This window comes from Streptomyces sp. NPDC048389 (genome assembly GCF_040706335.1).
Classification (GTDB): domain Bacteria; phylum Actinomycetota; class Actinomycetes; order Streptomycetales; family Streptomycetaceae; genus Streptomyces.
This window is the reverse complement of record NZ_JBEZKP010000002.1, coordinates 125,447-147,253: the sequence shown is the minus strand read 5'-3', so window position 1 is coordinate 147,253 and position 21,807 is coordinate 125,447. Positions and strand designations below refer to the sequence as shown.

Here is a 21,807-nt window from a genome sequence, read left to right as displayed (position 1 = left end):
CCGCCGCACCCCCGTCCCCACGGGGTTGTTGGCCGGATGTCCCCGACCCGGACCGCTCTTCCGGGCCCGGGGCGCTGTTCAGCGCCCCAGCATCACGCCCACGGACGACGCCTGTGTGACCACTGCCTCCCAGCCGCCGAAGACGACCACGAGCAGTGCCGCGAGGGGAAGGACCATGGCCGTCGCCACCAGCGGGTGGCGCGTGCCGGACTGACGGCCGCCGAACGCGGCGGATGCCTTGCGTCCCTGCGTGCGGATCACCGTCCGCGATGCCGTGTCCGCCATGATCCTTCTCCTGTCGTGGTTGGCAGCGGCGGGTGTCTGACCTCGGGGGACGAGTTACTGCACCCGCCGCTTGACATCAACACTAGGGAAACGGCGGGGCCGGGACGTCATGCCCTCGTACCGATTGCCTGGCCTCCCGGAGGATGAGCCGTCACCCCCCGGTGTACTCCCCTGGGTGGAGACGGGGCTCCGGGTCTTGGGGTCTTCCCGGAAGGGGCCCGGTCAGTCGGTGGTGTCCTCGCGCGGGACGGGCTGTTCGACCAGGGCGAGCACCCGGGTCGCCATGAAACGGGCCGTGCGGACGACGGAGCCGCAGCGAGTGACTTCGCTCACTTCGACCGCTCCTCTGCGCACCGCGGTCTCCACCCTGCGGCCCGCCCGGCTTGCCACCACTTCGTACGTACGCGTCGTGTCCCCCGCGTCCACGACCATCTCCACGCGGTCGCCCTTCATCGATCCAATGCCCCTTCTGTGACGAGTCGTTGAGATCTCGCACGGGTCGAAGGAGGGAGATCCGCCCTCCTCTGACCACCCCTCAAGTGTCCCATCGCGCACTGACAATCGATCCGGCCGGGAGGGCGCGGCCTATGAGCGCACCGGCTCGGGGGTACGTAAGCTGTGGCACGTCACAAGCGGACGACCGGGCAGCGGGGTGGGGCCTCCCCACCGTAGGTAGGGGACGGACATGGCGATGATGCGGCTCCGGCGCGAGGACCCGCGAGTCGTCGGCTCGTTCAGGATTCACCGGCGGCTCGGTGCGGGCGGCATGGGTGTCGTGTATCTGGGCTCCGACCGGCGCGGGCAGCGGGTCGCGCTGAAGGTGATCCGGCCGGACCTGGCGGAGGACCAGGAGTTCCGGTCGCGGTTCGCCCGTGAGGTGTCGGCGGCGCGGCGTATCCGCGGCGGCTGTACCGCCCGGCTGGTGGCCGCCGATCTGGAGGCGGACCGCCCGTGGTTCGCGACCCAGTACGTCCCGGGACCGTCGCTGCACGACAAGGTGCTCGAGGAGGGCCCGCTGCGGGCCGCCGACGTGGCCGCGGTGGGGGCCGCGCTGTCGGAGGGGCTGGTGGCGGTCCATGAGGCCGGTGTGGTGCACCGTGATCTGAAGCCGTCGAACATCCTGCTGTCCCCCAAGGGGCCCCGGATCATCGACTTCGGTATCGCCTGGGCGACGGGCGCGAGCACGCTGACCCATGTGGGCACGGCCGTGGGCTCTCCCGGATTCCTCGCGCCTGAGCAGGTACGCGGCGCGGCGGTGACGCCCGCGACGGATGTCTTCGCGCTGGGCGCGACGCTGGCGTACGCGGCGATGGGTGACTCTCCGTTCGGGCACGGCAGTTCCGAGGTCATGCTGTACCGCGTCGTGCACGAGGAGGCGCAGCTGCACGGGGTCCACGACGCGCTGGCACCGCTGGTGTCGGCATGCCTGGCGAAGGACCCGGAGGAACGGCCCAGCACACTGCAACTGTCCATGCGGCTGAAGGAGATCGCGGCGAGGGAGGCGCACGGGCTGCAGCACGACGCCCGGCCGCCTTCGCAGCGGGACCGTGAGCGGGAGCGGGTCGAGTCGAACCGGCCGACCGCGCGCTACCCGGAGCGGACGGACCGCACCGAGCGGCGGACGGGTGGGTCGTCGCGGCCGCAGGCGCCCGCCCGCACGGGCGGCGGTTCCCGGCCTCAGCGGCCGCGTACCGCGGGCCGTACGAACGGCCGTCAGGGCGGCGGCACCCGGCCGGGAGTGCGGACGACGTCGACCGGCCGACGGCCGGCCAATCCGAGGCTGCTGCGCCAGCGGATCACCGTCTTCTTCGTGGTGACCCTGATCGTGGCGCTGGGGATCGCCGCGGCGCAGAAGCTGTAGCGGCTAGGCGGGGCGGCCGGTGGCGACCGCGTAGAAGGCTACGGCCGCCGCCGCGCCCACGTTGAGCGAGTCGACGCCGTGCGCCATGGGGATGCGTACCCACTCGTCGGCGGCCATGAGTGCCTTGGTGGACAGCCCGTCGCCCTCGGCGCCGAGCATGAGTGCGACACGGCCCAGGCGGTGCGGGGCGGCCTCGTCGATGGAGGACGCCTTCTCGTCGGGGGTGAGGGCGAGCAGTCTGAAGCCTGCGTCTCGGACCGCTTCGAGGCCCCTGGGCCAGGTGTCGAGGCGGGCGTACGGGACGGAGAAGACCGCCCCCATGGAGACCTTGACCGAGCGGCGGTAGAGCGGGTCGGCGCAGTCCGGCGAGAGCAGTACGGCGTCCATGCCGAGGGCCGCCGCGCTGCGGAAGACGGCGCCGATGTTGGTGTGGTCGTTGACCGACTCCATCACCACCACCCGGCGCGCCGTGCCGAGCAGCTCCCCGGCGTCCGGCAGTGGCTTGCGCTGCATGGAGGCGAGGGCGCCGCGGTGCACGTGGTAGCCGGTGACGCGTTCGGCGAGGGCGGGGTCGACCGCGTACACGGGGGCCGGGACCTCTTCGATGACGTCGCGCATGACGTCGACCCACTTGGCGGAGAGCAGCATGGAGCGCATCACGTAACCGGCCTGTCCGGCACGGCGGATGACCTTTTCACCCTCGGCGATGAACAGCCCCTCCGCCGGTTCGCGGCGGCGGCGAAGTTCTACGTCGGTCAGGCCCGTGTAGTCGTGCAGTCGGGGGTCGTCGGGGTCGTCGATGGTGATGAGATCGGCCACGGGGTGATACTGCCTTCTTGGATGTGCGGTGCCAACGGTTCCCGCAAAGTCGGGTTACCGATGGTTACTCGGGTAGGCCGACGGAGACGACGTCGCCGATGACGATGACGGCCGGCGGACGCACGTCCTGTGCCTTGACGGTCTCCGCGACGGTCGCGAGCGTGGCGTCCACCCTGCGCTGGGCCGCGGTCGTCCCTTCCTGAACGAGCGCGAGCGGGGTGTCGGGCGCCTTGCCGTGCGCGATGAGCGCCTGGGCGATGGCACCGATCTTGTCGACGCCCATGAGGATCACGAGCGTGCCGCGCAGCCGGGCGAGGGACTTCCAGTCGACCAGTGAACGCGGGTCGTCGGGGGCGACATGGCCGCTGACGACGGTGAACTCGTGCGCGACCCCGCGGTGGGTCACCGGGATACCCGCCGCGGACGGGACCGAGATGGAGCTGGAGATGCCGGGGACGACCGTGCAGGGGATACCCGCCTCGGCGAGCGCCTGGGCCTCCTCCATTCCTCGGCCGAAGACGTAGGGGTCGCCGCCCTTCAGCCGTACGACGGCCTTGCCGGCCTTCGCGTGCTCGATGAGCGCGTTGTTGATGGCCTCCTGGGCCATGAACCGCCCGTACGGGATCTTGGCCGCGTCGATCACCTCGACGTGCGGCGGAAGTTCGTCCAGCAGGTCGCGCGGGCCGAGCCGGTCGGCGATGACGACGTCCGCCTCCGCGAGCAGGCGGCGGCCCCGGACCGTGATCAGGTCGGGGTCGCCCGGACCGCCGCCGACGAGGGCGACGAACGGGGCACGGCTGCGGCGGTGCGGCGCGGCGAGGGTGCCGTCGCGCAGCCCCTCCACGATCGCGTCGCGCACGGCGGCGGAGCGGCGCGGGTCGCGGCCGGTGAGGACGGCGACGGTGACCCCGTCGCTGCGGCCGGTGGCCGGGGTCCAGGCGGTGGCGGCGTCCGCGTCGTCGCTGCGTACGCACCAGGTCTTGGTGCGCTCGGCCTCCTCGGAGGCGCGGATGTTGGCGTCGGGGTCGCTGGTGGCGACGAGGGCGTACCAGGCGTCGGCGATGTCGCCGTCCTCGTAGCGGCGACGGGTCCAGGTGATCTCGCCGGACTCGGCCATGGCCTCGACGGAGGGTGTCGCGGACGGGGAGATCAGGGTGACGTCGGCACCGGCCGCCACCAGGGCGGGGAGCCTGCGCTGGGCGACCTGCCCGCCGCCGATGACGACGACGCGGCGCCCGGCGAGTCGCAGGCCGACGGGGTAGGCGGGGTACTCGGCGGGCGGGACGTGCTCAGCCATGGCGGTGCGGCTCCTCGGGCGGGGCAGTGCGTGAGTGACGCCGCTGCGACGGTGGAGCGGCTGGTGGGGACGGGTGAGGGGTCCTGGCGACCACGATACGGCCCCGTTCAGCGAGCTGTCGGGGCCGTTGCGGAACGGTAGCCTCCGAGTTCGTCACGCACCCGGTGCCAGGCGGACCGGGTGCGTGCCGCAGACGCGTGGCGCGGGGCTCGTGCTACTTCTCGGTGACTCCGGCCGAGTCGAACGTCGCCACCTCGTGCATGGCCCGAGCGGCGCTCTGGACCACCGGGAGCGCCAGCAGGGCTCCCGTGCCCTCGCCGAGGCGGAGGTCCAGGTCGACCATGGGGCGCAGGCCCAGCTTGTTCAGCGCCGCCACGTGGCCCGGTTCGGCGCTGCGGTGGCCCGCGATGCAGGCGGCCAGCGCCTCCGGGGCGATGGCGCGGGCGACCAGGGCCGCGGCGCCGGTGCTGACACCGTCGAGGATCACCGGTGTGCGCAGGGACGCGCCGCCGAGGATGAGGCCGACCAGCGCGCAGTGCTCCAGGCCGCCTACGGCCGACAGGACGCCGATCGGGTCGGCCGGGTCGGGCTGGTGGAGCTCGAGGGCACGGCGGACGACGTCGACCTTGCGGGCGTGCATCTCGTCGTTGATGCCCGTGCCGCGGCCGGTGATCTCCGACGGGTCGACGCCCGTGTAGACGGCGATGAGCGCGGCGGACGTGGTGGTGTTGGCGATGCCCATCTCGCCGGTGAGGAGCGCCTTGTTACCGGCGGCCACCAGGTCACGGGCGGTCTCGATGCCGACCTCGATCGCCGAGAGGACCTCCTCACGGGTCAGGGCGTGCCCGGTGGTGAAGTCGGCGGTGCCGGCGCGGACCTTGCGCGGCAGCAGGCCCGGGGTGGCGGGCAGGTCGGACGCCACGCCGACGTCGATGACGCAGACCTCGGCACCCACCTGGTTGGCGAAGGCGTTGCAGACCGCTCCCCCGCCGAGGAAGTTGGCGACCATCTGCCCGGTGACCTCCTGCGGCCAGGCCGTGACGCCCTGGGCGTGCACGCCGTGGTCGCCCGCGAAGATCGCGACGGCCGCGGGTTCCGGGATCGGCGGCGGGCACATCCGGGACAGCCCGGAGAGCTGCGCGGAGATGATCTCCAGCATGCCCAGCGCGCCGGAGGGCTTCGTCATCCGCTTCTGGCGTTCCCACGCCTCGCCGAGTGCCTTGGCGTCCAGCGGACGGATGTTGGTGACGGTCTCCCGCAGGAGGTCGTGGGGCTCCTCGCCCGGCAGCGCACGGCGGCCGTAGGTCTCCTCGTGGACCACCCAGGACAGCGGACGGCGCTTGGACCAGCCGGCCTGCATCAGTTCGGGCTCCTCCGGGAATTCGTCGACGTACCCGACGCAGAGGTAGGCGACGACCTCGAGGTGCTCGGGCAGGCCGAGTGTACGGACCATTTCACGCTCGTCGAAGAAGGACACCCAGCCGACGCCGAGTCCCTCGGCGCGGGCCGCGAGCCACAGGTTCTCGACGGCGAGGGCGGAGGAGTACGGGGCCATCTGCGGCTGGGTGTGCCGGCCGAGGGTGTGGCGGCCGCCGCGGGTGGGGTCGGCGGTGACGACGATGTTCACCGGGGTGTCGAGGATGGCCTCGATCTTCAGTTCCTTGAACTGCTTCGCCCGGCCCTTGGGCAGCGACTTGGCGTACGCCTCGCGCTGGCGCTGAGCCAGTTCGTGCATCGTGCGACGGGTCTCCGCCGAGCGGATGACGACGAAGTCCCACGGCTGGGAGTGGCCGACGCTGGGCGCCGTGTGGGCGGCTTCGAGAACGCGAAGCAGGACGTCGTGCGGGATGGGGTCGCTGCGAAAGCCGTTGCGGATGTCGCGCCGTTCGCGCATGACGCGCAGAACGGCCTCGCGTTCGGCGTCGCCGTAGCCGGGCGCCGGTGGCCCGACGGGGCGGGTCGCGGGCGACGACTCGGCATCGGCCGGGGCGGGCTCGGTCTGCGCGGCGGCGTCGGGACCGCTCTCCGGCGATGCCGCGTCGCCCGGTCCGGCGTCGCCGGACCCGGGCGCTGCCTCCTGGCCGGCCTCTGCGGGCACGGGCGCCTCGGCGGCGGGGAGGGCGGCGGGCTGTGCCGCGTGCGGCGCCCGGGTGTCGTCGGCGGGCGCGGGGGCCGGGGTGTCCACGAGGGCCGGGGCGTCCACGGGAGCGGGCTCGCTCACCTCGCCCGCGGGCCGCGCGTCGGGCGCGTCCGGGCCTGCCTGGCTCGTGTCGCCGGGCGCTGCCACCGCAGCCACCGCGGGCTGTGCCTCCGGTGTCTGCGAGTCGCCGGGCGGCACGGCGGACGCGGCCGCCTCGGGTGCCGGCGCGGTGCCGGACGCGGGGGCCTCGGCCGCCGGGACGGGCTCCGGTTCCGTCTCTGCGGGGGCGGCGGCAACGGGCTGCGCACCGTGCGTATCGGGGGTGGCCGGCGCCGGGTCCTGCGTCGGTGGCACCGTGCCGCCCGCCGGGGCCGTCACAGGGACGCCCTGAGCGGCAGCGGCTTCCGGCGCGTCTGCCTGCTGCTCCGGCTGCTGTGCCGGCTCGGAGACCGCGGCCTGGGCGGTGGCCACCGCCTCCGGCGCGGCGGGCGCCGGCTGCGCCTCGGCGGAGCTCTCGGCCTGCGCGGTCGACGCCGCAGCCACGGCGGTCTCGGGTTCGGCGTTCTCCGGCGTGTCGGCCACGGCCGGGGCGACCGGCTCGGCGACCGGAGCCGGCGTCGCGACGGGCGTCGGGACGTCCGGCTCGGCGGCGGCCACGTCCGGTACGGCGATCTCCGGGACCACGGACGGGTCCGCGGCGGCGGCCACGTCCGGCACGGCGCTCTCAGGGACCACGGACGGGTCCGCGCTGCCGGCCCGGGGCGCGGGCACGGTGGCTTCCGCGTTCTCCGGGGCTGACGGGACGACCGTTTCTGCGGGGGCCGCGGCCTGCTCCTGGGGCGGCTGGGGGTCCCAGGGGGCGCCGGCCTGCGGCGGGATCTCGCCCAGCTGGGGCCCGGGCAGCTCGGCGGCCGGGTCCTCCCGGGGCACGTCGAGGTACTCCACGCCGGTGGTGGCGGCCTGGGTCTGCAGAGCGCGGACGACCATCGGGTGCGGCGGCGTACCGGCCGGTCCCCGGTCGGCCAGCGAACGGACCACACCGATCGAGGTGTCGGGCACGGGAGGTCCCATGTGGAGCGGGCGGCGCGCCGGCGCCGGCGTCGGCATGGCGGAGGTCGCGGCGGCCGGTGTCCGCACGGCACCGAGGTCCACGGCGCCGGAATCACGGCCGCCCGCCTCGTGGGCCCCGGTCTCGTGGACCACCGCCTGCGCCGCGGCCTCCGCCGCCACGGACCGGGCTGCCTGCCGGGGTGTCCCCTCCGCGACGGCCGCGGACTCCACGGCGGACGCGGCCTCCATGACGGGTGCGGCCTCCGTGACCGCCGCGCCCTCCGCGGCAACCGCGGGCTCGGCGTCCGCCGGAGCCACGCCCGGAACGACCGACATGGTCCCCTGCACCTGTGCCAGCGACTCGTGGGCCGCCGCCTCCTGGGCCTGGACCTCGTGGAACCCGGGCTGCTGTGCGTAACCGGAGGCTCCGGCTGCCTGAGTGCCTTCGGGGAACTCGGGCGCGGGCGCGGCGGCGTTCTCCGTGCCCTGATGTACGGGCTCCGCCGCCGGCTGATGCGCTCCGTGCACGACCGGGGCGGCCTGGTAGTCGTGGGGCGTATAGCCCGTCGCGCCGTGGTCCGTCCGGTACTCGCCGCTGTGGTGCTGCGGTCCGGCCTCGTGATGCGCCGTCGCGTGAACGGCCGCGGGCGCGGCCGCGTACTGATCGGGGGCAGGCGCGCTCTGCGCGTGCGCGCCCGGGGCGGGAGGCGCGTGCTGGGCGTCGCTCCACGCCCCCTGGGAGCCCGGCATCAGCAGCAGGTCGTCTTCTTCGGGGCTGTTCTCGGAGTTGTCGAGGTAGGTGTACGCGCCCGGAGCGGGGATGCCCGGCTGCTCCACCATGCCTGCGTTCTCCGGCAGCCCCTCGCCCGGGATCTGGCCGGTGTCAGTCATGCGCGTACCCCTCGCCCATCGGTTGCTCCTTACGCCCTTCGCCCGGGGCGTCCGACAGCGGCACACCTGACGCCCGTGAACAAGAACGAGCGTGTGCGCCGCGCGGCACGATCGACCCACGGACCAAAGCATTGTCGCGGTCGTTCGCCACCACGGCAGCAAGATCCGCCGTGGTTCGCTGTGGGCTGCGCCACGTCGCGCGACCCCCCGGTACCGACGTACCACATACGGGAACCAAAGTGACTCCCTTTTCCGGACATTGACGAACGAAGCGACGAACGCCCGGCTGCGGTACGACGATCGGCCAGCCTACCCCGGACCGTCTGTCACGGGGGCCCGGGGCCGAGGGCCGGACTGCCTTCCGCACAGCAGGAAGACCACGGAGCGCTCCCGCTCCGACCAGTCGGAGGTGTCCATTTCGACGGACTGGAGCAGCGCGCATTCGACGGTGTATCCGCCGGCGGCGAGGGCCGCGCCGAGGGCCTCCGCCTCGTCGCGCGTGGAGGCATGGGTGACGATGCGCTCCGGCCTGCGGTCGGCGACGGCGGTGACCACCGGCACTCCCCCGCCGCCGATGCGTACGACGTCGGGTTCGGGCAGCCGTTCGAGCACGTGGGGTGCGCGCCCGTGCACGACCTGGAGCTGGACACCGAGGCGCCGGCCCGCCGCATCACTGCGGCGGCAGGCTTCCGGGTCGTTGTCGACGGCGATGACGGCGGCGCCGAAGCGGCCGGCTTCCGCGGCGAACGCGCCGCTGCCGCAGCCGATGTCCCAGACGAGGTCGCCGGTGCGGGGGCCGAGCCTGGCCAGCTGGGCGGCCCGCAGCCCGGCGTACTCGCCCTCGCTGCGGGCGGGCACCTCGGCGGGCGGCAGCGCCCAGCCGCGTTCTGCCGGTGGGTGGGCCGGGTCCCGGCCGGCGATCCAGCCACCGGCCCGGGTGAGGGAGGACGCGCTGCCGGTGCCGCCGATGACGATGACGACATTGGGGTCGCGCCACATGTGGTCGGCGACCTTGTCGGAGGTGAGAACGGTGACCTGCTCGCGGGCCGTGCCCAGTTTCTCGCAGATGACGAAGGTGCGGTGGATGCCGTCGAGCAGGAGCGCCAGCTCGGCGGGGCCGGCGCCCGGCGAGGTGAGGACCGCGACCTTGGTGTGGGCGCGGCACACATTGACCGCGCGGCGCAGAGTACGGGGGTGTGCGACGACGATCTGGGCGTCGTCCCAGGGCATACCCGCCCTGGCGAAAGCCGTGGCCACGGACGATACGGCGGGGACGACCTCCACCTCCAGGCCGTACTCGGGCGCGCGCAGGGTGCGTACCACGCCGAAGAAGCCCGGGTCGCCGTCGGCGAGGACGACGGCGCTGCCGCGGTGTCCGGCGATCCGCCGGGCGGCGAGGCCGACGCTGCCGAGCCGGATGCGCTCGGCGGTCGGCGGGACCTCTGGCAGCGCCAGGTGGTGGGCGGCGCCGGCCACCAGAGTGGCGGCGGAGAGGGCGGACCCGGCTGCTCGGCCGAGCGGGGAACCGTCCCAGCCGATCACCGTGACCCGGTCGGCCATCGTCGTCAGTCTCCGTCAGTTGTCGCAGGTGGGGGCAGTACCGCGGGTATGCGTCGCTCCGTGAGCGTACCTGTCGGCTGTGGCCGGGGGCCGTGCGGAGGGCGTCCGTCGCCGGGGGGAGTCAGTTCCAGTCGGTGAAGGAGCGGTAGCCGGCCTCGGCCATCCGGTCGGCCTCCAGGTCCTCCGGCAGCAGGCTCCAGACGATCAGGTCGGTGCGGATGTCCGTCCAGCTCCCGGTGCCGTCGTCGGGCCTGGTGCGCGCTATCCAGGCGTTGCGCAGGACGCCTTCACTGATGCAGCCGATCTTCTGCGCCACCTGCTGGGAGGCGGTGTTGTCGGCCGCGGTGCGCAGTTCCATGCGTTCGAACTTCTGGTTGCGGAAGAGCCATTGGGCGACGGCGAGGACCGACTCGGTGGCGTACCCCTCGCCGCGCGCCCAGGGGGCCGTGATGTAGGAGACCTCGGTGGACAGGGTCCGCCAGTCGGTGTTGCGCAGGTGGACGACGCCGACGAGCCGCTGGGTGAGGAACTCGGTGACGGCGAGGACGATGCCGCGCCCCTCGGTCCGTTCGGCAGGAGCGATCCTGCGGACCCAGTCCTCGGCGTTCGCCGTCGTGTACGGGTGCGGCACGGAGGTCCAGGCGGTGACCATCTCGTCGTTCATCATCTCGGTGTGGGCCGCGATGTCCGCGTCCTCATAGGGGCGCAGCACCAACCGCTCCGTGCTGATGGACACGTCCGGGAAGGTGGTAGTCATGCGCAGCTCCATGCCGAAGACTGTCGATAAATGGTCAAAGCCGTTGGGTTGCCGTAGCCGTAAAGGCACAGCATGCAACATCGGGTGCGGGCCGCGCATGGCCGGGTGGGGGTACGCCGCGGCCCCGCGCACCTTGGTAGGTGCGCGGGGCCGCCGTCAAGTGGAGGTGCCGGGGCCCTACTTGGCGGCGCCGAACGCGGGGACGACGGAACCGGCGTACTTCTCCTCGATGTACTTCTTCACCTCGGGCGAGTTGAGCAGCCTCACCAGCTTCTGCACGCGAACGTCGTCCTCGTTGCCCTCCTTGACGGCGAGGAAGTTGGCGTACGGGTTGCCGTCGGCCTTCTCCAGCGCCAGGGAGTCCTCGGCGGGCTCCAGGTCGGCCTCGATGGCGTAGTTGCCGTTGATGACGGCGGCGTCGACGTCGTTCAGGGCGCGGGGCAGCGTCGCCGCCTCGAGCTCCTTGAACTTCAGGCCCTTGGCGTCGGCGATGTCGGAGAGCTTGGCGTCGGTGCCGGCGCCGTCCCTGAGGGTGATGAGGCCGTTGTCGGCGAGCAGGGCGAGCGCGCGGCCCTCGTTGGTGGTGTCGTTGGGGACGGCGACGGTCTGGCCGGCCTTGATGTCCTTGATGTCCTTGGCCTTCTTGGAGTAGAGGCCGAGGGGCTCGAGGTGGACGTCGACGACGGGGACGATGGTCGTCCCGTTCTTCTTGTTGAAGTCGTCCAGGTAGGGCTTGTGCTGGAAGAAGTTGGCGTCGACCTGGCCCTGCTGGGTGGCGGTGTTCGGCAGGACGTAGTCCGTGAACTCCTTCACCTCGAGAGTCAGGCCCGCCTCCTTCGCCAGGTTGTCCTTGACGTAGTTGAGGATGTCGGCGTGCGGCGTCGGGGACGCGGCGACGACGAGGGCCTTGGACGCGTCGCCCTTGGACCCGGAATCGGCCTTTGCGGCAGGGTCGGAGGCCGTGCCGCAGGCGGTGATGCCGAGGGAGAGGGCGGCGGTGGCGGCGGCGGCCACGGTGAACTTGATGTTGCTGCGCACGAAAAGTGCCTCTTTCTGTGGTGGTGCGTCGCCCGGACAAGGAGTGCGGGCCGTGTGGGGAGAAGGTCTGCGGGATCAGCTCGCGGCGTGTCCGCGGCGGCCGAGAAGCCGTACGACACCGTCGCCCACGAGCTGCACGATCGTGACGAGGGCGATCAGGATCACGACCGTGATGAGCATGAACTGCGTCTCGAAGCGCTGGAACCCGTAGGTGACGGCCTTGGACCCGAGACCCTCGCCGCCGACCGCGCCGGCCATCGCCGAGTAGCCGACGAGGACGATCACGGTGGTGGTGACGCCGGAGACGAGGGAGGGCAGGGCCTGCGGGAGCAGCACCTTGCGCACGACGGTGGGGACGGAGCCGCCCATCGCCAGGACCGCTTCGACCAGTCCGTGGTCGACCTCGCGGACCGCCGTCTCCACGAGCCGGGCGAAGAAGGGGATGGCGCCGACGGCGAGCGGCACGATCATCGCGGTGGGGCCGATGAAGGTGCCGACGACGAGAGTGGTGAACGGGATGAGCGCGATCAGCAGGATGATGAACGGCAGCGAGCGGCCGATGTTCACGATCACGCCGACGACTTTGTTCACCGGCGTGTTCTGGAGCAGTCCGCCCTTGTCGGTGAGGACGAGGAGCACACCGAGCGGCAGTCCGCCGGCCACGGTGACGAGGGTGGACCACAGCACCATGTAGAGGGTGTCCAGGGTGCCCTGGCTCAGCAGGGGCTGCATCTCGGACCAGGTCACTTCGCGGCCTCCTTGACCAGCGCGGGCCGGTTCTGCGCCGGGGCGGGGGCGGCATCGGTGTCGAGGACGTCGATCTGGAGGCCCTGTTCGCGCAGGAAGCCGACCGGGACGACGTTCTCCTCGTAGCGGCCGGGGAGCTCGATGCGCATCCGGCCGATCTGCCGGCCGGCGACGGTGTCCATGGCGGCACCGAGGATCGATATGTCGATGTTGTAGGTGCGTGACAGCTGGGAGATGACCGGCTGCGTGGCGGCCTCGCCGTGGAAGGTGACGTCGATGACGGTGCGGTCGGGGCCGGACGCCTCACCACCCACCGGGAAGAGTTCGTGGGCGAGTTCGGAGCCGGGGGTCGCGAGCAGTTCGCTCACCGTTCCGGATTCGATGATCTTCCCCTTCTTCATCAGGGCGGCCGAGTCGCAGATCGTCTTGACGACGTCCATCTCGTGGGTGATCAGCAGGACCGTGAGGCCGAGCTGCCGGTTGAGGTCCCGCAGCAGCTGGAGGACCGAGCGGGTGGTCTCCGGGTCGAGGGCGCTGGTCGCCTCGTCGGACAGCAGCACCTTGGGGTCGCCGGCGAGAGCGCGGGCGATGCCGACGCGCTGCTTCTGTCCGCCGGAGAGCTGCCCCGGGTAGGACCCGGCCTTGTCGGCGAGGCCGACCAGGTCGAGGAGTTCGAGGGCCTTGCGGGAGCGCCGGGCGCCGGGGACGCCGAGGATCTCCAGGGGCAGTTCGACGTTGTCCCGGACGGTGCGCGAGGACAGCAGGTTGAAGTGCTGGAAGACCATGCCGATGCGGCTGCGCGCCTGGCGCAGTTCCCTGGAGGCGCGCCGGCCGCGGCCGGCCAGCGCGGTGAGGTCCTCACCGGCGACGGTCACGGTGCCGGAGGTGGGGCGCTCGAGGAGGTTGACGCAGCGGATCAGCGAGGACTTGCCGGCGCCGCTCTGTCCGATGACTCCGAAGACCTCGCCCTCGCGGACGTGCAGATCGACGCCGTCCAGAGCGGTGACCTCGCGGCCGCCTCGCGACTGGTAGACCTTGGTCAGGCCCGTAGTGGTGATCACAGGTTTTCCGTCACTGTCGAGTGCACGGCGAGGTGTCCGCCGGGCACGGGGCATTTCGGTTCCGACACGGCACGGGCGGGCTCGGCCGGTGGCCGGGGCGACGCGTGCGCGGGGCAGGCTCGGTCCGGGACGTTCCCGATCTACGGGAACGGTCGGACGCGGTGCGGCTGTCGGTCTCGCTTCGGGGCGCGAGCCCCCGGCCTTCGGCCGGGGTGCCGTCACAGGCAGGGGGCCCTCAGATGGCGCACATTCGACACATACGGCGAGCACCGGGCGTCGTGTCCGCCTCGGTCGCAGGGGTGCGGCTGCTCGTCGTGGTCATGGCCGCAAGTAAAACAGACAGGCCCGACAGGGCTCCGCCCCTGTCCGTATAGCGGACGGAAGCGTCGCGCCATGTGGACGGATCACTCCGCCGCGGTGATCCCGAAGCCCTCCGGCGCCACCTGTACCGACACCGCGGCAAGGTCGGGAACGGCGGTGCCGGTGTCGGGTCCGGCGCGGGTCGGCGAGGGACGGGGCGAGCGGCTCGGCAGGCTGCGGGCCGGGCAGCGCGGCGGCGGCGGTCCCGCACCGGGGAGCGGGTACGCGCCCAGCGGGTCGGGGCCGTCCGTCCTGCACCGGGGCCGCGCGCATCGCGGCCTTTGGCCCGTAATACCCTCGGGCCCATGCTTGACGCCCTGACGGTCGCGGTCGCTGTGACCGCGCTCGCCCTCGCCGCCTGGTGCGGCCTCGCCGCCTTCCGGGACCAGCCCACCAAGGACTGGCACTTCATCGGCATGGCCGTGGTGACGGTACTGGCGGTGGCGCAGCTGGTCGTCGGCATCGTGCAGCTGGCGCGCGGCGAGGAGCCCGGGCAGGGCACCGCGATCTTCGTGTCGTACCTCGTCGGCTCGGCCCTCGCCGTACCGGCGGCCGGGTTCCTGTCGCTGGCGGAGCGGACCCGCTGGGGGTCCGCGACGGTCGCTGCCGGCGCGGTGGTGCTGGCGGTGCTCGAAGTGCGGCTCCACGACATCTGGGGAGGCTGACAGTGACCCGGGTCGCCGCGAAGGACAACCGGACGAAGCTGGTCAAGGGGCCCGGGCTGCTGCTGGTCTGGCTCTACGGCGTGATGTCCGTCGGCGCCGTGTCCCGGTCCGTCTACCAGATCATCGACGACTTCGGCAGCGCACCGCTCGCTCATGTGCTGTCGGCCGTCGCGGCCGTCGTGTACGCGTTCATCACCTACACGCTGGTGCGGGGCGGGGAGACGGCCCGCAAGGCGGCGCTGGTGTGCTGCGCCGCCGAGCTGGCGGGCGTCCTGATCGTGGGGACCTGGACGGTGCTGGAGCCCTCTGCGTTCCCGGATTCGACGGTGTGGTCGGCCTACGGGATGGGCTACGTCTTCATCCCGGTGCTGCTGCCGGTGACCGGGATGCTCTGGCTGCGGCGCTCCCGGTCCTCCTGACAGCCTGCCGGCTTCCCGAGGGGCAGCTCAGGTACTGGTGACGTACGAGCCGGCTTCGGACTCCTTCTCCAGCGTGACCACGGTCAGCCGCGGGCCCGTCTGCTCGCGGGAGACCGGGACGTAGCCGCGGCTGCGGTACAGCCGCAGATTGCTCTCGCTGCGGTGGCCGGTGAACAGCTGGAACCGTTTCGCGGCCGGGTCCCCGGCGAAGCGGGCCTCGATCGCGTCGAGCAGCCGACCGCCCAGGCCGTGCCGCTGCATCCGCGGATGGACGATGAGCTTGGCGATACGGGCCGTCCCGGTGTCGTCGATCCTGGCGCGTACCGAGGCGACGACCTCGTCCCCGAGCCTGGCCACGAGCGCGGGGCCCTGGATGAGCTCGGCGCGGAGGCCGGCGAGCGACTGGGTCAGCGGCTCGATGCCGTAGTCGCCGTAGAGCTCGGCCTCGGTCTGATAGCACAGATACTGCAGCTTGAGGATGTGCTCCGCGTCGGCCTCCGCCGCCGCCGAGATGGTCACGCTCATGCCCATGTGCGCATGCCTCCCGCTCACCTGTCACCGCCGGTTGTCTACCGCTCCTTTCCCACATGTTCAGGAGCTGCAACCTCTGCCGTCAGCATTCTGCGCAGACATCCCAGGCAACGGGAACGCATCGGCCCCAGACTTCCTTGTGAGATACCCAACGTCCCTGCGATTTCCCGGTAGGTGAGGTCCTGCGGCGACAACATCGCAGTCAGCAGGCGGGGGCAGTTGCCCGGGGTACGCGCGACGGCGGCCCGCAGCGCGCGGCGGCGCTCGCTGCGCAGCGCGGCACGTTCCGGGCCGCACGCGCCGTCGGCGGACGGGTCGTGGCGGTGCGGCGTTTCCCGCCGGGCCGTGCGGCGGGCGCGGCGCGCCTCCGCCCGTACGGCCGTCCTGACCCAGCGGGCGGCGTCGGCCGGTGGCCCGTCGCCGTCGAGCCGCTCCAGGAGCCGTACCCAGACGGCCTGTTCCAGGTCGCCCGCTTCGATCGCGGCGGCGGACGCTTCCGCTGTCGCCTCGGCGCTCACCAGCGCCTGGAGGGCGCCGACGACCTGGCCGGAGGTGGCTGTTTCTCGGGATGCGGTCATGCCGGGCGGGACGGCGCCGGACCGTGTTCCGGTTGCCCGGTCCGGCCGCCGTCACCCGTACGGCGGCGCTGCGAACGCCGCTTCCCGGTGCCCGCGGCGGTGACGGCGCGTCAACCTCACGGATCGCCGGGTGTTGACGCTCCGGCGCCGGGGCCTCAGCCCCTGACGTCGGACGCGGCGAGCAGGCCGGTGTCCGGGTTGTCGGTGAAGATGCCGTCGATACCCGTCGCGAAGTACGCCCGGTACGCCCCGAAGACGTCGCCGTAGGCGTCCGGGTCGGTGCCGCGCCGGAAGTCGGCGGGGAGGAAGGTGTTCTCGTTGCGCATGGTGTACGGGTGCAGGACCAGGCCGCGCGCGTGGGCGTCCCGTACCAGCGTCGTCGGCTCGGTGAGCCGGCCGTCCGCGTCCTTGGGGATGACGAGGTCCAGCAGCGGGCCGATTCCCTGGGCGAATCGGGCGATCCAGTCCAGGCCCTCACCCGTGATCAGGTCGGCGACCGTGCGCGGGTCGCCCGCCTCGCGGAAGTCCCACGGGCGGTCGTCCGGCGTCCACAGCAGGACGACCCGCGGGGTGGCCACCAGGCGCGCCATGCGCTCCATGCTCGTCGGCTCGAAGGACTGCAGGAACGTCGGCGAGTCCGCGCGGTGCCGCCCGTACCGGCGCAGCAGCTTCGCCAGCCGCTCCTCCAGGCCGAGGCCGATGCCCCGGAAGTAGCTGGGGTGCTTGGTCTCGACGTGGAGCCACACCGGGCGGCCGCGGCGACGGCCCTCCTTCTCTGCCCACCGCAGCACCTCCTCGAAGGTGGGCACGGTCCAGCGGCCGTCGTAGAGCGTGTTCTCCTGGCGGGTGCCCGGGATCCGCTCCTTGGCGCGCAGCGTCTTCAGCTCGGCGAGCGTGAAGTCCTCGGTGAACCAGCCGGTGAGGCTGACACCGTCGACGGACTTGGTGGTCCGGCGGGAGGCGAACTCGGGGTGGTCGGCGACATCCGTCGTGCCCGTGATGTCGTTCTCGTGTCGGCATACGAGATGGCCGTCCTTCGTGGGCACGACGTCCTGCTCGATGACGTGCGCGCCCATGTCGAGGGCGAGCCGGTACGCGCCCATCGTGTGCTCGGGCCGGTAGCCGCTCGCGCCGCGGTGGGCGATCACCGCGGGCACGGGCAGCTGCCACCGGCCCCTGCCGGACGGGCGGCCACCGCCGTGACGTCCGTCCGCCCGCGCCGTCGCCGCCGCGCCGACGCCGACGCCGAGCGCGGCGGTGGTCCCGACGGCTGCTCCCAGCACGCTGCGGCGCGCCGGACTGCTGCTCGCACCCTGTGTCATGAAACGTTCCTCCATGCGTTGTCCTGTGATGTCCCGCACCTGCCAAGCGACGCCTGATGGTAGGCAGTTGCGTCTTACCTGCGGCAGACCCTGCACGAACGCCGTGCAAACGCGTGTCAACACGGCGTGTCGCCTGCGTGAACCCGATGTGCGATCGGGGGCGACCCGCGAGTATCGTCCTCACCTGCAGAGATTTCACGGTCATAACCGCCCGTCCCATGACACCGGAGGACCCGTTGTCCCGCTTGACACTCATCAAGGCAGTGCTGGGGCCGATCCTGCGCCTGATGTTCCGCCCCCGTGTGGAAGGCGCCGAGAACATCCCCGCGGACGGGGCGGTGATCCTCGCCGGGAACCATCTCACCTTCATCGACTCGATGATCCTCCCGCTGGTCTGCGACCGCCCGGTGTACTTCATCGGCAAGGACGAGTACGTCACGGGCAAGGGCGTCAAGGGCCGCGCGATGGCCTGGTTCTTCACCGGCAGCGGCATGATCCCGGTCGACCGCGACGGCGCCAACGGCGGCGTGGCGGCGCTGATGACGGGCCGCCGGGTGCTGGAGGAGGGCAAAGCCTTCGGCATCTACCCGGAGGGCACCCGCTCCCCCGACGGCCGGCTCTACCGGGGACGCACGGGCATCGCACGCCTCACCCTGATGACCGGTGCGCCGGTCGTCCCGTTCGCCGTCATCGGCACCGACAAGCTCCAGCCGGGCGGCGCGGGTCTGCCCCGGCCGGGCCGGGTGACGCTCCGCTTCGGCGAGCCGATGGAGTTCTCGCGGTACGAGGGGATGGACCGGGACCGCTATGTGCTGCGGGCGGTGACGGATTCCGTGATGGCGGAGGTCATGCGGCTGTCGGGGCAGGAGTACGTGGACATGTACGCGACGAAGGCGAAGGCCGCGTAGCGCTTGCACTTCGCGGGGGCGTCTCCCCCGGCCCGGCCCCTTCCCGAACCGGGCTCCGCCCGGACCGGTACCGCGCTGCCCGCGGTGTCCTCGATCGCCGGACGGGCTGAAATGCCGCTGCGCGGCATGTGCGCCTCGCTGCGGCACCTGCCACGGCCGACCGGGCGGAGGAGGAGACCGAGGCGCGGGGGTGCGGGGGCGGAGCCCTCCGCAAGGCGGGACCCGGGGGCGGAGTCCCCAGGAAGCCCGGGCCCCGGAGGCCGGAGCTCTCCGTAAAGCGGAACCCCGGAGGCGGAGCCCGCACCAAGCCCAGGACCTCGCCGACGGAGCCCGCACCAAGCCCAGGACACCCCGCCGACGGAGCCCGCTGCACGGCGAGCCGCACATCCGGTGCGGCGGGCAGGGGGCGGCCAGGGCAACATGCCCGCAGACGCACCGCAGGGGCGTCAGTGGTCGACCGTGTCCGCCAGTGTCTGACCCCGCAGCAGGAACCAGGCGGCCACCGCCGCTGCCAGCAGCACCACCGCTCCCCCGCCCGCCGCGAGCCGCAGTCCGTCGACGAACGCCTCCTGCGCCGCACCCACCAGCGCCTCCGCCTGTGCGGGCGGCAGCACCGCGGACGCCTCCACGGCGCCGCCGAGCGATTCGTGGGCGGCCGACGAGACACCCGCCGGAGTGCCGTCCGGTGCGCTGAAGTCGCGGTAGACGCCTGTCACGATGGAGCCCAGCAGGGCGATGCCGAGCGCGGCCCCCAGTTCGTAGGCGGTCTCGGAGACCGCCGAGGCGGCGCCCGCCTGTTCCTTGGGGACGCTGGAGAGGATCACGTCCGCGGTGACCGAGAACGAGAATCCCGCGCCCGCGCCGACGACCAGCAGGGCCGCACCGAGCAGCGGGTAGCCCGTGGTCTTGCCGAGCAGCGTCAGCACGGCCAGCGACAGCCCGACCGCCGCGAGGCCACCCGCGACCACCGCCCGCACGGAGAACCGGCGGGCGACCTTGCCGGCCACCAGGCCGGTGGCCACCGCGCCGATCGCCGCGGGCAGTTCGGCCAGCCCCGCCTCGAACGGCTGGCGGCCCTGGACCAGTTGCAGGAACTGGGACAGGAAGAACACCAGACCCGACAGACCGAGGATGGTCAGCAGATCCGCCAGCACGGCCCCGGAGAACCCCCGGTGCCGGAACAGCCGCATGTCGAGCAGCGGTGCGCTCAGCGTGAGCTGGCGCCGGACGAATCCGTACAGGCCGGCGACGCCGACGAGCGCCGCCACGCCCGTCTCCCAGCTCGCTCCGTGGGTGGCGGCCTCCTTGACGGCGTAGACGACGGCGACCATGCCGACGAGGGACAACGCCACACTGGGCAGGTCCCAGGGACCGGTGACCGGGTTCTTCGACTCCGGCAGGAGCTTGACGCCGACGACGACCAGGACCGCCATCACGGGGAGGTTGATCAGGAAGACGGACCCCCACCAGAAGTGCTCCAGCAGCAGGCCGCCGACGACCGGGCCCACTGCCGCGCCCGCGGACGCCGTGGCTCCCCAGATGCCGATGGCGAGGCTGCGTTCCCTCGGGTCGTGGAAGATGTTGCGGATGAGCGCCAGGGTGGACGGCATCAGGGTCGCGCCGGCGACGCCGAGCAGCGCACGGGCGAGGATCATCGTCTCGGGAGTGGTGGCGTACGCGTTGAGCACGGAGACCGCGCCGAAGGCGACGGCGCCGGTCAGCAGCAGCTTCTTGCGGCCGATGCGGTCGCCGAGGCTGCCCATGGAGACCAGCAGGCCGGCGATAACGAACGAGTAGACGTCGCCGATCCACAGCAGCTGCGCCCCGGTCGGCTTCAGGTCCTCGCTGAGGAAGGGGGTCGCCAGACCCAGGACGGTGGCGTCGACGGCCACCAGCAGGACGGCGAGGACCAGGACCGCGAGCGCCGGCCAGCGCCCGGGGCGGTACGCGGTCTTGTCCGATCCGCCGGTGGCCCGGACGGTGCTGGTCATTGATCCACTCTCCGTACTGCGCCGCCGAGCAGCAGCTCGGCGGTCATGTGCTGGAAGTCCTTCTGGGCGACGCGGCCGTCCATGACGGCCCAGGCGCAGGAGCCGATGAGGGCGTAGAGCGCCTCGGTCAGCCAGGCCGGTGTCAGGTCGATCCGGAACTCGCCCTGTTCCTGGCCACGCCGGAACAGGGCGGAGACGCGGGCGTCGAGGCGGGCCCAGCCCTCGTCGACCTCGTCGCCCTCGAACAGCTGGTTCTCGGTGCAGAGGAAGGCAAGCAGGTCGGCGGCCGGTTCCACCTCACCGATCAGCCGTCGCAGGGCGACCCCCGCGCCGCCCTCGTCGAGGCGCGCCTTGTCGAGGGCTGCCTCGAACTTCTGGATGCCGTGCTGTTCCAGTGCCCTGACCAGCGCGTCGCGACCGGCGAAGTGCCGGTGCAGGGTGGCTCGGCCGATTCCCGCGGCACGGGCGACCTCGTCCATGGTCGCGGTCGACTTACGGGCGAGGAGGGCGGCGGCGGCGCGCAGGACGTGCTCTCGATCCATAGCCATGGGACGACTGTAAACCATATGAGACACCAATGTCTCATTCAGGAGCTGGATGTCTCATCTCCGCAGGTCCCGAGGCTGCACCATCTGCGTCGCCCGCTGTCGTCCGGGAACAGCCGGCCGCATCCCCTCCCCGTGCCGGGTGCCGACGCGTAGTCCGTACGGCCCCGGCCGGGCGCGGAGCCGGCCGATGCAGGTGCGCGGCCCACGACGCGGACGTGAGCGGCTCGGCGCTCGTCGCCCACCGCTCCGACGGCTCGCGGTTCTGGGCGGTGCCGGGACCGGTGCTCGTCGGCGTCGGGGAGGGCGCGGGTAGTCTCGACCGGGGCCTGTACATCGCCGCCGGCGTGTACGCCATGGACATCAGCTCGTCCGGCTGCAAGACCGTGACCCTGGCCCACGGACCGACGACCGACATCTGCGAGTGGATCGACTGAGCCGCTTACCCTTCCAGTCCTCCAGGGGTGCGCCCGTGAAGCCGTTGCTGTTGATCGACGTCGACGGCCCGCTCAATCCGTATGCCGCGAAGGCGCAGCGCAGGCCGGAGGGTTACAGCACCCACCGGATGCGGCCGACGGGCTGGACGGACGGCAAGCCGCTGCGGGTGTGGCTCGACCACGGCCACGGCGTGGAGCTGCTGGCTCTCGCCGAGCACTACGAGCTGGTGTGGGCGACCACCTGGAAGGGCGAGGCGAACGACTGGATAGGCCCGCATCTCGGACTGCCCGTGCTGCCGTTCATCGACTGGCCGCAGATGCACGGACGGGCGCCGCGCGGCACGTTCTGGAAGACGCAGTACATCCTCCAGTACGCGTCCGGGCGCCCGTTCGCGTGGATCGACGACGACATCAACCGGTTCGACCACGAGTACGTGGAGCAGAACCACCTCGCCGCCGCCCTGCTGCTGCGCATCGACCCGCGGATCGGTCTGACCCGGCCGGACTTCGACACGCTCGCGGACTGGGCGGCGGCGCTGTAGTGC

At 72.4% G+C, this 21,807-nt stretch carries 22 protein-coding genes; 6 read left to right on the top strand and 16 right to left on the bottom strand.

The window, feature by feature from the left end; all coding sequences use genetic code 11:
• Window positions 1–78 precede the first annotated feature (78 nt).
• Complete coding sequence (locus AB0903_RS02430) at window positions 79–285, bottom strand: hypothetical protein (RefSeq protein ID WP_366698138.1); 207 nt, start codon at window positions 283–285, stop codon at window positions 79–81.
• A 222-nt stretch (window positions 286–507) separates the two neighbouring features.
• Complete coding sequence (locus tag AB0903_RS02425; RefSeq protein ID WP_366698136.1) at window positions 508–738, bottom strand: hypothetical protein; 231 nt, start codon at window positions 736–738, stop codon at window positions 508–510.
• Window positions 739–970: 232 nt separating this feature from the next.
• Here AB0903_RS02425 and AB0903_RS02420 point away from each other — a divergent pair, with 232 nt between their 5' ends.
• On the top strand, window positions 971–2,146 hold the full coding sequence (locus AB0903_RS02420; protein WP_366698134.1) for a serine/threonine-protein kinase: 1,176 nt from the start codon (window positions 971–973) through the stop codon (window positions 2,144–2,146).
• A 3-nt stretch (window positions 2,147–2,149) separates the two neighbouring features.
• On the opposite strand, the gene AB0903_RS02415 is transcribed toward AB0903_RS02420, so the two are convergent.
• From AB0903_RS02415 to AB0903_RS02380, 8 genes are all read right to left on the bottom strand, one after another.
• Entirely contained in the window at window positions 2,150–2,965 is an 816-nt protein-coding gene (locus tag AB0903_RS02415) for an RNA methyltransferase (protein WP_366698132.1), read from the bottom strand.
• A 64-nt stretch (window positions 2,966–3,029) separates the two neighbouring features.
• Window positions 3,030–4,262, bottom strand: a complete 1,233-nt coding sequence (cobA, locus tag AB0903_RS02410) for a uroporphyrinogen-III C-methyltransferase (RefSeq protein ID WP_366698130.1) — start codon at window positions 4,260–4,262, stop codon at window positions 3,030–3,032.
• 214 nt (window positions 4,263–4,476) lie between these two features.
• Window positions 4,477–8,343, bottom strand: a complete 3,867-nt coding sequence (cobT, locus tag AB0903_RS02405; RefSeq protein WP_366698128.1) for a nicotinate-nucleotide--dimethylbenzimidazole phosphoribosyltransferase — start codon at window positions 8,341–8,343, stop codon at window positions 4,477–4,479.
• Window positions 8,344–8,652: 309 nt separating this feature from the next.
• Window positions 8,653–9,903, bottom strand: coding sequence for a precorrin-6y C5,15-methyltransferase (decarboxylating) subunit CbiE (gene cbiE / locus AB0903_RS02400; RefSeq protein ID WP_366698126.1), 1,251 nt, complete (start codon window positions 9,901–9,903; stop codon window positions 8,653–8,655).
• Between the two features lie 121 nt (window positions 9,904–10,024).
• The gene (locus tag AB0903_RS02395) at window positions 10,025–10,672 is read right to left on the bottom strand and encodes a GNAT family N-acetyltransferase (RefSeq protein WP_366698124.1); all 648 of its coding nucleotides are present in this window, start codon (window positions 10,670–10,672) and stop codon (window positions 10,025–10,027) included.
• Between the two features lie 165 nt (window positions 10,673–10,837).
• Complete coding sequence (locus AB0903_RS02390) at window positions 10,838–11,698, bottom strand: MetQ/NlpA family ABC transporter substrate-binding protein (protein ID WP_366698122.1); 861 nt, start codon at window positions 11,696–11,698, stop codon at window positions 10,838–10,840.
• Window positions 11,699–11,773: 75 nt separating this feature from the next.
• Window positions 11,774–12,445, bottom strand: a complete 672-nt coding sequence (locus tag AB0903_RS02385; RefSeq protein ID WP_366698120.1) for a methionine ABC transporter permease — start codon at window positions 12,443–12,445, stop codon at window positions 11,774–11,776.
• Window positions 12,442–13,506: an ATP-binding cassette domain-containing protein gene (locus tag AB0903_RS02380; protein WP_366698118.1), complete on the bottom strand. Its 1,065-nt coding sequence runs from the start codon at window positions 13,504–13,506 to the stop codon at window positions 12,442–12,444. Before AB0903_RS02380 ends, AB0903_RS02385 begins: the two co-directional genes overlap by 4 nt.
• Before the next feature lie 665 nt (window positions 13,507–14,171).
• Between AB0903_RS02380 and AB0903_RS02375 the strand changes: the two genes are divergently transcribed.
• Window positions 14,172–14,531: a hypothetical protein gene (locus tag AB0903_RS02375; RefSeq protein WP_366698116.1), complete on the top strand. Its 360-nt coding sequence runs from the start codon at window positions 14,172–14,174 to the stop codon at window positions 14,529–14,531.
• Window positions 14,528–14,950 carry a hypothetical protein gene (locus AB0903_RS02370; RefSeq protein WP_366698403.1) on the top strand — a complete coding sequence of 141 codons (423 nt, stop codon included), beginning with the start codon at window positions 14,528–14,530 and terminating at the stop codon, window positions 14,948–14,950. The genes AB0903_RS02375 and AB0903_RS02370 overlap by 4 nt, the downstream gene beginning before the upstream one ends.
• Before the next feature lie 27 nt (window positions 14,951–14,977).
• On the opposite strand, the gene AB0903_RS02365 is transcribed toward AB0903_RS02370, so the two are convergent.
• The 3 genes from AB0903_RS02365 to AB0903_RS02355 form a co-directional block, all read right to left on the bottom strand.
• On the bottom strand, window positions 14,978–15,481 hold the full coding sequence (locus AB0903_RS02365; RefSeq protein ID WP_366698114.1) for a GNAT family N-acetyltransferase: 504 nt from the start codon (window positions 15,479–15,481) through the stop codon (window positions 14,978–14,980).
• A gap of 38 nt (window positions 15,482–15,519) precedes the next feature.
• The gene (locus tag AB0903_RS02360; protein ID WP_366698112.1) at window positions 15,520–16,059 is read right to left on the bottom strand and encodes a sigma-70 family RNA polymerase sigma factor; all 540 of its coding nucleotides are present in this window, start codon (window positions 16,057–16,059) and stop codon (window positions 15,520–15,522) included.
• A gap of 155 nt (window positions 16,060–16,214) precedes the next feature.
• Window positions 16,215–17,381 carry a glycerophosphodiester phosphodiesterase gene (locus AB0903_RS02355; protein ID WP_366698110.1) on the bottom strand — a complete coding sequence of 389 codons (1,167 nt, stop codon included), beginning with the start codon at window positions 17,379–17,381 and terminating at the stop codon, window positions 16,215–16,217.
• 146 nt (window positions 17,382–17,527) lie between these two features.
• Here AB0903_RS02355 and AB0903_RS02350 point away from each other — a divergent pair, with 146 nt between their 5' ends.
• Entirely contained in the window at window positions 17,528–18,289 is a 762-nt protein-coding gene (locus AB0903_RS02350) for a lysophospholipid acyltransferase family protein (protein WP_366698401.1), read from the top strand.
• A 446-nt stretch (window positions 18,290–18,735) separates the two neighbouring features.
• On the opposite strand, the gene AB0903_RS02345 is transcribed toward AB0903_RS02350, so the two are convergent.
• Genes AB0903_RS02345 through AB0903_RS02335 form a run of 3 tightly spaced genes read right to left on the bottom strand, consistent with a single transcriptional unit; the run spans window position 18,736 to window position 21,034 of the window.
• Window positions 18,736–20,280 (bottom strand): MFS transporter, encoded by a 1,545-nt coding sequence (locus AB0903_RS02345; protein WP_366698108.1) that lies wholly within the window; start codon window positions 20,278–20,280, stop codon window positions 18,736–18,738.
• Window positions 20,277–20,828, bottom strand: coding sequence for a TetR/AcrR family transcriptional regulator (locus tag AB0903_RS02340; RefSeq protein ID WP_366698106.1), 552 nt, complete (start codon window positions 20,826–20,828; stop codon window positions 20,277–20,279). The genes AB0903_RS02345 and AB0903_RS02340 overlap by 4 nt, the downstream gene beginning before the upstream one ends.
• 38 nt (window positions 20,829–20,866) lie before the next feature.
• Window positions 20,867–21,034, bottom strand: a complete 168-nt coding sequence (locus AB0903_RS02335) for a CGNR zinc finger domain-containing protein (RefSeq protein ID WP_366698104.1) — start codon at window positions 21,032–21,034, stop codon at window positions 20,867–20,869.
• A 9-nt stretch (window positions 21,035–21,043) separates the two neighbouring features.
• Here AB0903_RS02335 and AB0903_RS02330 point away from each other — a divergent pair, with 9 nt between their 5' ends.
• Both AB0903_RS02330 and AB0903_RS02325 read left to right on the top strand, forming a co-directional pair.
• A complete protein-coding gene (locus tag AB0903_RS02330; protein ID WP_366698103.1) occupies window positions 21,044–21,262 on the top strand; it encodes a hypothetical protein in 219 nt (72 codons plus the stop codon).
• A 35-nt stretch (window positions 21,263–21,297) separates the two neighbouring features.
• Entirely contained in the window at window positions 21,298–21,804 is a 507-nt protein-coding gene (locus tag AB0903_RS02325) for an HAD domain-containing protein (RefSeq protein WP_366698101.1), read from the top strand.
• The last annotated feature ends 3 nt before the right edge of the window (window positions 21,805–21,807 follow it).

Excerpts from the sequence above, each read along its gene's own strand:
- cobT (WP_366698128.1), bottom strand. The coding sequence starts at position 8,343 with ATGACTGACACCGGCCAGATCCCGGGCGAGGGGCTGCCGGAGAACGCA.
- AB0903_RS02375 (WP_366698116.1), top strand. The coding sequence starts at position 14,172 with ATGCTTGACGCCCTGACGGTCGCGGTCGCTGTGACCGCGCTCGCCCTC.
- AB0903_RS02425 (WP_366698136.1), bottom strand. The coding sequence starts at position 738 with ATGAAGGGCGACCGCGTGGAGATGGTCGTGGACGCGGGGGACACGACG.
- AB0903_RS02350 (WP_366698401.1), top strand. The coding sequence starts at position 17,528 with ATGTGCGATCGGGGGCGACCCGCGAGTATCGTCCTCACCTGCAGAGAT.
- AB0903_RS02365 (WP_366698114.1), bottom strand. The coding sequence starts at position 15,481 with ATGGGCATGAGCGTGACCATCTCGGCGGCGGCGGAGGCCGACGCGGAG.
- AB0903_RS02360 (WP_366698112.1), bottom strand. The coding sequence starts at position 16,059 with ATGACCGCATCCCGAGAAACAGCCACCTCCGGCCAGGTCGTCGGCGCC.
- AB0903_RS02355 (WP_366698110.1), bottom strand. The coding sequence starts at position 17,381 with ATGACACAGGGTGCGAGCAGCAGTCCGGCGCGCCGCAGCGTGCTGGGA.
- cobA (WP_366698130.1), bottom strand. The coding sequence starts at position 4,262 with ATGGCTGAGCACGTCCCGCCCGCCGAGTACCCCGCCTACCCCGTCGGC.
- AB0903_RS02420 (WP_366698134.1), top strand. The coding sequence starts at position 971 with ATGGCGATGATGCGGCTCCGGCGCGAGGACCCGCGAGTCGTCGGCTCG.
- cbiE (WP_366698126.1), bottom strand. The coding sequence starts at position 9,903 with ATGGCCGACCGGGTCACGGTGATCGGCTGGGACGGTTCCCCGCTCGGC.
- AB0903_RS02345 (WP_366698108.1), bottom strand. The coding sequence starts at position 20,280 with ATGACCAGCACCGTCCGGGCCACCGGCGGATCGGACAAGACCGCGTAC.
- AB0903_RS02340 (WP_366698106.1), bottom strand. The coding sequence starts at position 20,828 with ATGGCTATGGATCGAGAGCACGTCCTGCGCGCCGCCGCCGCCCTCCTC.
- AB0903_RS02430 (WP_366698138.1), bottom strand. The coding sequence starts at position 285 with ATGGCGGACACGGCATCGCGGACGGTGATCCGCACGCAGGGACGCAAG.
- AB0903_RS02395 (WP_366698124.1), bottom strand. The coding sequence starts at position 10,672 with ATGGAGCTGCGCATGACTACCACCTTCCCGGACGTGTCCATCAGCACG.